This is a genomic window from Arthrobacter sp. H14 (genome assembly GCF_000520495.1).
GTDB lineage: Bacteria > Actinomycetota > Actinomycetes > Actinomycetales > Micrococcaceae > Arthrobacter_C.
Genome location: NZ_KI914663.1, coordinates 23,423 through 35,093, shown reverse-complemented (window position 1 = coordinate 35,093; position 11,671 = coordinate 23,423). Strand labels below are relative to the sequence as shown.

Here is an 11,671-nt window from a genome sequence, read left to right as displayed (position 1 = left end):
AAACGGCCGGTGTGGAGGACGGCTTGTTCTGCAAGGGCTGAGGTATTGAGCATCCGCTCATTCTGCACCGGCCCTGTAACTGCGGCAACTGGACAGAAGGGACGAACCGTCGTGATTACTGCCCGGAACGGTTCGTCGTAACCCGTGGCGCCCAAATGCCGTGGCCGCATCGGCGCAAGCGATCGGGAACGGTGCTTAGCTGCCAGAACGGTTCTGGCCAGCACCGGTTTCGCCGTCCAGAACCGTTCTCGCTCGCTAAGGCTAGAGGGCGTCCCCCCGAGCGGCCATGGGCTGTACCCGTCGCGAAGCCTACCGAGACTGGTTCCGGCCCCGGCGCCGCTGGGGTTCCGCAACAGGCAGCTCCCGCAGCTTCCTCTGCAACCTCTGACTGCTCTGGCAAGGAGGTGGAGCAGACGCCGGTTTCCGGCAGGCCGAGTTCCACTCGTTCGGCGGCGGCCAGATCCCCGGCCAGCGCCGCCGCGACCGAGCGGACCTGCTCGTAGCCGGTTGCCAGCAGGAAGGTGGGCCGCCCATAGCTCTTCATGCCGACGATGTAGAAGTCCTTCTCCGGGTGGGCAAGCGCGGCGGCTCCATGCGCGGGCACGGTCCCGCAGCTGTGGAATTCCGGGTCGATCAGCGGCCCAAGCTCCCGCGGTGCCTCCACCGCCGGATCAAGTTCAAGCCGCAGTTCGCAGAGCGGGCCAAGGTCGGGCCGGAACCCGGTAGTGGGGATGACGACGTCGACAATCATCCCCCGCGGCCCGCCTGGGGTTTGCCCGTACACCGTCACGCGCCGGAAACTGCTGTCGACGCTATTCGACCCGGATGCCTGCGACGAGTTTGAAGCTGGGAACGAGTCGGTTGTGTCAGACGACCCGGAGAGGGAGGCGCCCGGGGGAGGGCTGAAGCCGGTGATCGTGAACGAGGTCGTCAGTTCAATTTTGCCGTCGTCGACCATTCTTTTCAGCCGGGTGCCGAGCATCCCGCGGGCGGGCAGTTCGTCAAGCGATCCGCCGCCGTAAAGGCGCTGCACGGAGGCGCCGCGGACCGCCCAGCTGATCCGTGTGTCCGGAGCGTCGCGCTGAACCTCGGTGAGGGCGAGCAGGGTGTTCGCGGCCGAGTGGCCGGAGCCGACCACCAGGACGTGCTTACCGGCGAAGCGCTCGCGGTCGCGGCCGACGACGTCGGGCAGCGGTCCGGTGATCGCAGGGACCGGGACCGGGTGGGTGGCCGAGGGGAGCGCGCTAACCCCGGTGTGCGCCGATGGGGCCGCGTCCTGTGGGTCAAGAACCCGTCGAGCTTCCGCTTCGCCCGGAGCAGACAGACCCGCCTGGCCAAGCGGCGCCGGCTGATGCCAGGTCCCGGATGCATCAAGAACCGCCCTCGCCAGATGGTCGGTGATTGATCCGTCTTCGCGCTGAACCCGGACCAGGAAGGGTCGCAGATCCCGGTCTTTCGAGTGGCTCTTGTCCATGCCATCCCGGCTGACGGCGACGACCCGCGATCCGGTGTGCAGCGCCGTCGAAATTGCCGGCACCGCCGCCAGCGGTTCAAGGTACCGTTCGACCAAGTCCCGGCCGTAGGGCAGCGCGGTCGGACGAGGCTCTTCCCAGCCGGTGGGCTCAAGCAGATGGCGGGCGGCGGCGTCGATGTTGTACCGCCATGGCGAGAAGAGCCGGATGTGGCCCCATTCGGACACGGCCGCGCCAGCCGAAGGCCGGATTCGAAAATCAGCGGCTGCAGACCTTGCTCCAGCAGGTGGGCGGCGGCCGCCAGGCCGACCGGTCCGGCACCAATAACGACGACGGGTAGTTCAGAGGTTTCACGCATGGGACTCTTCCTCCACAACAGCAGTGGCGATGCTGGCTGCATCGTCGAGTGCGGCGAGATACCGCTCGGCGTCCAGGGCGGCGGCGCAGCCGGTTCCTGCGGCCGTGATGGCCTGCCGGTACCGGTGGTCCACCGCGTCACCGCAGGCGAAAACGCCGGTCAGATTGGTAACGGTGGTGGGGGAGTCGACCCTGATGTAGCCTTCGTCGTCGAGCTCAACCTGACCCTTGACGAGTTCGGTGCGGGGCAGGTGCCCGATCGCGACGAACACCCCGGTGGCGGCTTGCTCACGGGTTTCGCCTGTGACCGTATCCCGGAGCGTCACGCCAGTGACCTTCCCGTCGCCGCGGATGGCCGTGATGGCGGAGTTCCAGGCGAAGCGGATCTTCTCGTTGTCGTGCGCCCGCTGGGCCATGATTTTCGAAGCCCGCAGGCCCCCGCGCCGGACGACGACGGTGACGGACCGCGCGAACCGGGTCAGAAAGGTTGCTTCCTCCATGGCGGAATCGCCGCCGCCGACCACGATGATGTCCTGTTCGCGGAAGAAAAAGCCGTCGCAGGTGGCACACCAGGAAATGCCGTGGCCGGACAGTTTCTGTTCCTCGGGCAGGCCGAGTTCCTTGTACGCCGAGCCGGTGGCCAGGATGACGGCCGTGGCCTCGTAGGTTTTGCCGCCGCCGGTGACCACACGCTTGGTGTTCCCCTTCAGCGTCACGCTGACGGCGTCGTCGTACTTCACATCGGCACCGAATCGCTGGGCCTGCTCCAAGAGGTCGTCCATCAACTGCGGTCCCTGGATCCCGGACGGGAAGCCCGGATAATTCTCCACTTCGGTGGTGTTCATCAGGGCGCCGCCGGCGGTGACGGAACCGGCCAGGACCAGCGGTTCGAGTCCGGCGCGGGCAGCATAGATCGCGGCGGTGTAGCCAGCCGGACCGGAGCCGATGATGATCAGCGGATGGCGTGTGGAGGCGCCGTCAGGACCGGAGTCGCCCATGCCGTCGCCGGTTCCTCCCGCGCTGCCGTCGACGGCGCCATCCTTGCCGAGCTGGTCGAAATTATCTGGCAGTTCAATCATGTCTGTCTCCTGGAGGAGAGCCGGTGGGGTTTGGGATGGGCCGTGACGGGCTCTACGGCCGCCCTACCCGGCGTCGGGATGCAGGGCCGGGAAGAGCTCGATCATCAGGTTCTGCACGCGTCCTTTGATCTCGTCGCGGATCGGCCGGACGGCTTCGAGGCCCTGGCCTGCCGGATCGTCAAGCGTCCAGTCGTAGTACTTTTTGCCCGGGAAGTACGGACACTCGTCGCCGCAACCCATGGTGATGACGACGTCGGACTCCTGCACCGTTTCAGTCTTCAGTACTTTTGGTTGTTCAGCGGAGAGATCCATGCCGACCTCGTTCATCGCCTCCACGACCTCTGGATTCACCGAGTCGGCCGGCGCGGTTCCGGCGGAACGGACCTCGACCTGCCCGGCGGACATGTGCGCGAGATAGGCCGCAGCCATCTGCGAGCGGCCGGCGTTGTGAACACAAACGAACAGGACGCTTGGCTTGTTGGCGGTATCGGACATCTCAGGCTCCTTTGGAGGGTGTCGTGGCAGATGCAGGCATACCGGTCGCTGACGGCGTCTCGGGAAAGAATTTGCGCCGTGCCCATAAGGCTACGTAGACGAGCGCGACCAGTACAGGGACTTCAATCAGCGGACCGACGACGCCGGCGAGGGCTTGGCCGGACGTCACCCCGTAAGTGCCAATGGCGACGGCGATGGCCAGCTCGAAATTGTTCCCCGCCGCAGTGAAGGCGAGAGTGGTGGTTTTGGCGTAGCCGAGCCGGAGCAGCTTTCCGAGGACCATCCCGGCACCAAAGACGACGACGAAGTAGACCAGCAGCGGCAAGGCGATCCGGGCGACGTCGAACGGGTTGGCCAGAATTTCCTGTCCCTGCAGCGCGAACAGGATGACGATGGTGAACAGCAGGCCGTAGAGCGCCCAAGGGCCAAGCTTCGGCAGGAATTTGTCCTCGTACCAGGTCCGGCCCTTGGTGCGTTCGCCGATGGTGCGGGTCAGGAAGCCGGCGAGCAGCGGAATGCCGAGGAAGACGAGCACGCTGATGGTGATTGCCCAGAAGGAGAAGTCCGCGCTGGTGGTGGGCAGACCAAGCCAGGAGGGGAGCAGCTGCAGGTAGAACCAGCCAAGCGCCCCGAACGCGAAAACCTGGAAGACGGAGTTGATGAACACCAGTACAGCGGCGGCTTCGCGGTCGCCGCAAGCCAGATCGTTCCAGATCAGCACCATGGCGATGCAACGGGCGAGGCCGACAATGATTAGTCCGGTGCGGTATTCCGGCAGGTCGGGGACGAAGATCCAGGCCAGCGCGAACATGAACGCGGGGGCGGCAAGCCAGTTCAGCACCAGGGAGGTGATCATCAGTTTCCGGTCGCGGACGACGTGGCTGGTCTCGTTGTAGCGGACCTTCGCCAGCACCGGATACATCATCACCAGCAGGCCCACGGCAATCGGCAGTGAAACCGAACCGATCTTGACGGCATCCAGAGCGTCATTCATCCCCGGCACGAAACGGCCGAGCACTATGCCGGCGACCATGGCGGCAATGATCCAGACTGGCAGGAAGCGGTCCAACGTGGAGAGTTTCCCGACGACGGCTTCCTCCTGCCTGCTGGCGGTTGCTGTCGAGGTGCTCACTCGGCTCCTTCATGTTCGGCAGTCTGGTGGCGGACCGCCTGCGTGGTTTGTCCATCGAAGTCTATCGATGAAGCGAGTATGCCGGTACGCATCGACGGATGTCAATGTGATGTGCATAATGGAACCATGAACACCGCAACCACCGTCGACGCCGGGATAGATCGCGATTCCTGCTGCACCCCGGTGGGAGGTGAAGCCATGAGCGAGCAGCGGGCCAATGCCGTCGCGCATCAGCTCAAGGCGCTCGCCGATCCGACCCGTCTCAGGCTGATCTCACTGATTTCCTCCAGCGAGAACTCGGAGGCCTGCGTCTGCGACCTGACGGAGCCCGTTGGACTTGGGCAGCCGACCGTTTCGCACCACCTGAAGATTCTGGTCGATGCCGGCCTCCTTAGCAGGGAGAAGCGCGGAATCTGGTCCTACTATTCGCTGGTCCCAGGCGCGCTGGAGTCCCTCGCGGCGGTCATCACCCCCTGATCGGCTCCTGGCTCCGGCGAATCTGTCCCGCAGGCGGCCACCCGGCACCCGGAGGTCTTGTTTCGAGGCCCGCGGCATGCCTACCGTGGATGGACTGGCCAACGACCCGAGGAGACTGAACTCATGGAAACCAATCCCATCGAGACATGGTGGTCCCGGGTGTCAACCCCGGCCAAGGAGTGGCTGCGGGAGAATCTGCGCAGCACCGTCCTGCCTGATCACGTCGTCAAGGCGATCAGGGATGCGGGTGGCCCGTCAGTGCAGCAGCAGGGTGGTTCAGATCTGCTGGGCACCGGCGACTGGCAGTTCATCGAGACGCAGTCCGAGTTCGTCGACTGAGCGATCGTCGGCTGAGTCCCGTCGATTACCCCGTCAGTCCGGCTCAACCTGCAGACTGGCCAGGCTCGTCGGATGATTGTTGCCCTGCAGGACAATCACCTGCCAAGCGTCGCAATGGATTTCCCACCGCCGGTAACTGAACGGGCCGTGCAGCTCGCCGTCGTTGCTTGCCATGAAGGTCTCATCGCCGGCTCCCTCCACTTCAACCACCTGCCCGCAGCCAGTGCTGACGTCGGACCGGGAGGCGTGGTTCCCGCTCTTGAGCCCGAGCGCATAAGCCACGCGGGCAATCGAACCTACAGATTCCCAGACGACGACGTCGATGCGGCCGTCGTGCGGATCGGCGTCGGGTATCAGCCGGGCGCCGCCGCCAACGGTTCCGCCGAGCCCCATGGCGGCCATCAAAACGGGAGTCGAATCGTCGTGGATCTGCTGCCCGTCGACCCGCACGGTCAACCTCCAGCCTCTTTCGCTGAACCCGGCAGCAACCGCTCCGAGTGGATAACCCAATTTGCCGAGCTTGATTTTGCCCAGCTTCTTCTTGACCGATGCCCCGCGTGCCGCTGCGGCAGCACCGATGCCCACATGGACCGCGTTCACGGCCACGTCGCCCTCGTCGCTGACCAGCAATTCCATCCCGCGGCCGTGTCCGGATATCACGGTCCTGGCCGCCTGCGCCGGATCGAGGGGGATTCCGAGGGAGCCCGCCAGGTCGTTGCCGGTGCCGAGCGGAATCAGGCCAACCGGACCAGTCTCTTTGAGCTTTCCGCTTCGGTAGAGGCACTGCACGGCGGCGTGGATGGAACCGTCTCCACCGAGCAGCACCAGGCGGCGCCCGTTCAGCCCATGCAGCGATTCCGCCAACTCGTCCAGATTGCGGGTGGCGGCCAGCTCAAGCTCGTTGCCTCCCGCTTTGGCGGCAGCGCGCAGGACGGTCAGCGCAGCGTTGACGCCCCGCTCGTGCGCGGTACCGGCGGCGGCGTTCACCACCACCAGCAGATCCGATTCTGACATGCGTCCTCCGACAGTCTGGAAAGAACGCCCTGATGGAGCGTCCTGATGCAATAACTTTAGTCCGCGCCGCTGGGTGCCCGCTCAGTAATCGCTGCTCACATGAGACGCTCGTCACGCTCATATGATAAATTCAGGTAACCGTGGCTCTCAAAGGAGAAATCGATGCAGACTCCCACCCAGTTGAACACGCAGGCTCTGCCCGGGCTTCCGGACAGTCTGGCCATCCCTGGCTATGACCGTTCCGCGCTGAGCGTCGGCATTGTCCACTTCGGCGTCGGCGGCTTCCACCGCGCGCACCAGGCGATGTTCCTGGACCGGCTGATGAACGAGGGCAAGGCTCTGGACTGGGCGATCTGCGGCGTCGGTGTGCTGCCCGGCGATAAACGGATGCGTGACGTTCTGCAGGACCAGGACTGCCTCTACACTCTCGTCACCAAGCACGCCGACGGAACGCGCGAGGGACGGATCATAGGTTCGATGGCGGAATACCTTTACGCCCCAGAGGATCCCGAAGCCGTGATCGAGAAAATGGCGTCCGAGCAAGTCCGCATCGTCTCCCTGACCGTCACGGAGGGCGGCTACAACTTCCACCATGTGACCGGGGAGTTCGACGCCGAAAACCCGGATGTAGTGGCCGATCTGCAACCGGATGCCAGCCCGAGGACCACTTTCGGCCTCGTCACGGAAGCCTTGTCCCGCCGTCGTGCCCGTGGTTTGAAGCCGTTCACCGTGATGTCCTGCGACAACATCCAGGGCAACGGCGAGGTTGCACACAAAATGTTCACCGCCTTTGCCCGGCTCAAGGACGCCGGACTGGGGGAGTGGGTCGAGCAGAACGTGCCCTTCCCGAACTCCATGGTCGACCGCATTACGCCTGTCACGACCGACGACGACCGGTCGGCCATTGCCGAAGAGTTCGGCGTCGCTGACGGCTGGCCCGTGGTTAGCGAACCATTCGTGCAGTGGGTTCTGGAGGACAAGTTCAGCCTGGGCCGGCCGCCCTTCGAAGAGGTCGGGGTTCAGATTGTCGACGACGTCGAGCCGTACGAGCTGATGAAGCTGCGGTTGCTCAATGCCAGTCACCAGGGGCTGTGCTACTTCGGCTACCTGGCCGGCTACCGCTTCGCACATGAGGTGTGCCAGGACCGGCTGTTTGCCCGTTTCCTGCTGGAGTACATGACCCACGAGGGCCAGCCGACGCTCGCGCCGGTGCCCGGAATCGACCTCGAGGACTACAAGCAGACCCTGATCGAGCGGTTCTCGAATCCCCATATCCGCGACACTTTAGCCCGCCTTTGCGCCGAGAGCTCAGACCGGATCCCGAAATGGCTGGTCCCGGTGATCCGGATCAATTTGGAGAACGACGGCGACATCTCCCGTTCCGCGGGCATCGTCGCCAGTTGGGCGAGGTACGCCGAAGGTGTGGACGAGGCCGGTGAGCCAATCGAGGTGGTCGACCGGCTGAAGGAAACCTTGATGGCCGCGGCAGCAAAGCAGCGGCAGGACCCGTTGGCTTTCCTGGCGAACAGGGAAGTTTTCGGCGATCTGGTCGACAACGAACGCTTCGTGGCCGCCTACACGGAGGCACTGTCCAACCTGCACACGCGTGGCTCAAGGGCTGCCGTCGAAGCACTGGTTTCCGAAGCGGGCTGAGCGTTCAGCTCTCCTCGGCCAGGCCGGTCTCGGGCAACCGGACCGTCACCGTGGTTCCCTCTCCCTCGACGGATTGCACGTTCAACTCGCCGCTGTGCTGCTCCACGACGCCCTTGACGATCGACAACCCCAGGCCCGTGCCCGGAACGGCCGCGGCGGTGGCGTTCGATGCCCGGTAGAACCTGGTGAACAGCCGGGGAATCTCGTCGGCGGGGATCCCCATTCCGGTGTCCTGCACCCTAACGACGACGCTGGCCGGCATTTCGTCGACCGGCGCGGCGCGTTCGGCCGTGACTTCGACCTTCCCCGTTGCCGGCGTGAACTTCACCGCGTTGGAGACAATATTGGTAAAGGCCTGTTCAAGCTGGTGCACGTCGCCGAGGACCAGCAGCGCCGTTTGGGGCCGCTCGTAGTTGAGCTGCACATCCTGGGTCACGGCGAGCGGAGACATCGCCGTCATCACCATCTCCAGCAGATCGCCGACGTCGACCGGGGCGATGGTCTGGATGCTGCCGGAATCCATCCGGGACAGGGTCAGCATGTCCTCCACTAGACTCCGCAACCGGACTGTGTTCCGCTCGACGATTTCCAGCATCCGTCCGGCGCTGTCGGGAACCGCCCCTCCCGCGCCTTCCTGGACCATCTCAAGGTAACCGGTAATGGACGTCAGCGGTGTCCGCAGCTCGTGATTGACCGTGGCCACAAAGTCGTTCTTCGCCCGGTCCAGCTCCTTCAGCCTCTCCACCACTTCCTGCTGACCGGTGATCAACTGGCCCTGAATGAGCCCGTGGGCCAGGTTTCCCAGCACGTGCTGCGTGAGCGAAAGTTCCGCCTGGGTCCAGGTCCGGTCCTCGTCGGCGGCGACCAGGCAAATCAGGCCGAACGCCATGTCGTTTTCCCCGATCGGGGCGACGACGGATGCGCCCGGACCCAGCCCTGCCGCCCAGTTGGCCAGGTCCTCCAAGCCCTCCGCCGGAGTGCGGCCGGACCGCGGCCCCAGCTCCAGCACGGTTGAGTTCTCCCACAGTTGATTGGCGAGCGGCCGTGCTTGTTCTTCATGTTCGGAAAAGGAGGGTGGAATGAGCTCCAACCCCTCGCGGGCCCATTGCCTCGTGATTTTGGGGACGCGTTCATCCTCGAAGGTCGTCAGCAGGACCCGTTCCGCCCCGAAAGCCTCCCCCAAACCATCCACCAGGTGCGCGGCCATCTCTTCCGGTTTGTGGGTGCTGCGGATGGCGGCCGACACCTGCCGTGTCTGCTCCCGCAGTTGGGTGGCTTTGGCCCGCCGACGGAGCTGCCGTTCATTGTGCGTGATGACGACGTCGGCACGATGGACAAGTTCCTCGGCCTTCACCGGTTTCAACACGTAGTCGGAAATTGACAGGACCAATCCGTCGTCGATGCTGAGCTGATCAACGCTCGAAACCGTGAGGATCACCGGGATGCGCCGCGTCCCTCCAACCTGCTGCAGTTTGCGCAGTACGTAGGTCCAGGTTCCTTCCGCGACAGCGATGTCGACGACGGCAAGGTCAAATGAATGCTGTTGGGCCTCGGCAAGGGCGGCCTGGCTGTTGCCGAAGCGGGTGACGGCGAAGCCGGCCGCGCTCAAGTATTGCGTCGTCTGGTCCCGATCACCGGAATCGCCAATAACAACCAGGGCGGTGCGTTGGAGGCGGTCCCCGGCGTTCCGCGCTGAACTCACCCTTGCTCCCTTCTGCCTGGCACTGAGCGCCGGACGGGTTCCGGCGGCGGGTTCCATTCGTACCTTCGGCGCCCTCTACGGAGTCTATACGCGAGGGCACGTTCTATGCTGGGATAATGACGGATCCGCGGGTAACCGGAATCGATGCAACGCTCGGCCTGGGCGACGACGGTATCCTACGGTTGCGCTGGGCCAGGGGAATTGCCATCACCGAGGAAGCCGCACAGACCGCGATGGATAAGGTCAACGAATTATGTGCCGGAATCCGGCGGCCCATGCTGGTCGATATGGCCACCACCGCCTCTGTCAGCCGCGGCGCCCGTGCCGTGTTCGGGAAGCCGTGCTCGGCGTCGAAAATTGCCCTCCTCGGTGCTTCTCCGGTGGACCGCGTGATAGCCAACTTCGTCCTGGGCATCAGCCACCTTCCCTGTCCCACCAGATTCTTCACCTCCGAACCGGAGGCGACCCAATGGCTGAGCGGCGATTAACGTGGAGCAGTTTGTCAGCGATCCGCGCCTGGACAAGCTGGTCGACGGCATTGTTCGGCTCTCGTCCGGCGACCTGACGGCCCGTCTGGAAATTTCGCCGGCACGCGACTCCATCGACGCCGTGATCAGCGGCGTGAACCTGCTCGCCGAAGAACTGAACGTGATGTACCAGGATCTGGAGAAACGCGTTGAGGAACGTACCGCGATGCTGCGCGAGGCGCAGGTGGAACTTCAGCGGATGGCGACGACGGACGACCTCACAGGTTTGGCCAACAGGGCCCTGCTCAGCGAGCGGATGAGCCAGGAAGTCCAGGCGGCCGCTGCCAGTGGCAAGCCTCCCGCCCTCATCTTCCTGGATCTGGACACATTCAAAGACGTGAACGACAGCCTCGGCCATGCTGCCGGCGACCGTGTCCTCGTGGAAGTCGCGCGAAGGCTGAAGGCCGTGGTCCGCGCGACCGACACGGTGGCAAGACTCGGCGGAGACGAATTCGCGCTCCTGCTCCCGGAAACCGATGATGTGCAGGCCAGGGCGGTGGCGGACCGGGCGCTTGAAGCGCTCCGCCCCGCCATCATCGTTGCGGGTACACGAATCTGGACGATGGCCAGCATCGGCGTCCGGTGCGGAGAGGACGGCCACAGCGCCGAGACGCTGATGCGCGACGCCGATGCGGCCATGTATGCCGCGAAAGCAGGTGGCAAGGGGGTTGTCCGGGTATTCGACCCCTCCATCCTTGATGCGGTGCGGCAACGGTCCCGGGTGACCGCTGAACTTCGGACCGGTATCGCTGCACACCAGCTGGTGGTCCATTACCAGCCGGTCGTCGGACTCGGGAACGGCAAGATCACCGGCGCGGAGGCACTGGTCCGGTGGCAACATCCCGATCGTGGTCTCCTCTATCCAGACGATTTCGTCGGCGTAGCGGAAGAGACCGGCCTCATCGCCGAGCTGGGGCAATGGATGATCCTGACAGCGGTTCACCAGCTCGCCGCCTGGCAGGATGTGCTGTCCGGGCGGCCCTTCACGCTGCGGGTAAATCTGTCCGCGATGGAAATGCGCGAACCGGGCCTGGCTGCGTTCATTTCGGCTGCGCTCGTGGCTTCCAACGTGCCGCCGTCGCAGCTCATTGTGGAGATCACCGAGACGGTCCTGATGACCGGCGATGTGGTCAGCACCGAAAACCTTCGCGAGCTCAACCGGTTGGGGGTGGCCGTCGAGATTGATGACTTTGGCACCGGCTATTCGTCGATCAGTTACCTCCGCGAGCTCCCGGCGGACACCGTCAAGATGGACCGGTCGTTGATCGTAGAAATAGCGAATGATCCGGAGCAGAAAACCTTCGTGGCGGCCGTATTGCAATTGATAAACGCTGCCGGCCTGACCGCCGTGGCTGAGGGAATCGAAACCGCAGAGCAGGCGGACCAGCTGCGCCGGCTCGACTGCCTCTATGGCCAGGGGCGGT

Annotated in this window: 10 protein-coding genes and 1 pseudogene; 5 read left to right on the top strand and 6 right to left on the bottom strand. The window is 64.5% G+C overall.

What is annotated here, in order from left to right; all coding sequences use genetic code 11:
* Positions 1–274 precede the first annotated feature (274 nt).
* From Y707_RS26225 to arsB, 4 genes and pseudogenes are all read right to left on the bottom strand, one after another.
* A pseudogene (locus tag Y707_RS26225) lies at positions 275–1,830 on the bottom strand (FAD-dependent oxidoreductase); the annotation flags it as partial.
* The gene (gene trxB, locus Y707_RS0114150) at positions 1,823–2,827 is read right to left on the bottom strand and encodes a thioredoxin-disulfide reductase (protein ID WP_051442036.1); all 1,005 of its coding nucleotides are present in this window, start codon (positions 2,825–2,827) and stop codon (positions 1,823–1,825) included. The gene trxB and the pseudogene Y707_RS26225, both read right to left, overlap by 8 nt.
* Before the next feature lie 144 nt (positions 2,828–2,971).
* Positions 2,972–3,403 (bottom strand): arsenate reductase ArsC, encoded by a 432-nt coding sequence (locus tag Y707_RS0114145; protein ID WP_026535564.1) that lies wholly within the window; start codon positions 3,401–3,403, stop codon positions 2,972–2,974.
* A gap of 1 nt (position 3,404) precedes the next feature.
* A complete protein-coding gene (gene arsB, locus Y707_RS26220; protein ID WP_051442034.1) occupies positions 3,405–4,535 on the bottom strand; it encodes an ACR3 family arsenite efflux transporter in 1,131 nt (376 codons plus the stop codon).
* A gap of 126 nt (positions 4,536–4,661) precedes the next feature.
* Between arsB and Y707_RS0114135 the strand changes: the two genes are divergently transcribed.
* The gene (locus Y707_RS0114135) at positions 4,662–5,012 is read left to right on the top strand and encodes an ArsR/SmtB family transcription factor (RefSeq protein ID WP_051442033.1); all 351 of its coding nucleotides are present in this window, start codon (positions 4,662–4,664) and stop codon (positions 5,010–5,012) included.
* Positions 5,013–5,135: 123 nt separating this feature from the next.
* Positions 5,136–5,351: a hypothetical protein gene (locus Y707_RS0114130; RefSeq protein WP_051442032.1), complete on the top strand. Its 216-nt coding sequence runs from the start codon at positions 5,136–5,138 to the stop codon at positions 5,349–5,351.
* Positions 5,352–5,384: 33 nt separating this feature from the next.
* On the opposite strand, the gene Y707_RS26215 is transcribed toward Y707_RS0114130, so the two are convergent.
* Positions 5,385–6,365 carry a diacylglycerol/lipid kinase family protein gene (locus tag Y707_RS26215; protein WP_051442031.1) on the bottom strand — a complete coding sequence of 327 codons (981 nt, stop codon included), beginning with the start codon at positions 6,363–6,365 and terminating at the stop codon, positions 5,385–5,387.
* A 162-nt stretch (positions 6,366–6,527) separates the two neighbouring features.
* Here Y707_RS26215 and Y707_RS0114120 point away from each other — a divergent pair, with 162 nt between their 5' ends.
* Positions 6,528–8,018 carry a mannitol dehydrogenase family protein gene (locus tag Y707_RS0114120; RefSeq protein WP_026535561.1) on the top strand — a complete coding sequence of 497 codons (1,491 nt, stop codon included), beginning with the start codon at positions 6,528–6,530 and terminating at the stop codon, positions 8,016–8,018.
* 4 nt (positions 8,019–8,022) lie between these two features.
* Here Y707_RS0114120 and Y707_RS26210 read toward each other — a convergent pair whose 3' ends face one another.
* The gene (locus tag Y707_RS26210) at positions 8,023–9,720 is read right to left on the bottom strand and encodes an ATP-binding response regulator (protein ID WP_035781810.1); all 1,698 of its coding nucleotides are present in this window, start codon (positions 9,718–9,720) and stop codon (positions 8,023–8,025) included.
* Positions 9,721–9,836: 116 nt separating this feature from the next.
* Between Y707_RS26210 and Y707_RS0114110 the strand changes: the two genes are divergently transcribed.
* Both Y707_RS0114110 and Y707_RS26205 read left to right on the top strand, forming a co-directional pair.
* Complete coding sequence (locus Y707_RS0114110; RefSeq protein WP_035781806.1) at positions 9,837–10,208, top strand: DUF7793 family protein; 372 nt, start codon at positions 9,837–9,839, stop codon at positions 10,206–10,208.
* 1 nt (position 10,209) lies between these two features.
* A partial coding sequence (locus Y707_RS26205; protein WP_051442029.1) for a putative bifunctional diguanylate cyclase/phosphodiesterase occupies positions 10,210–11,671 on the top strand: 1,462 nt, incomplete at its 3' end.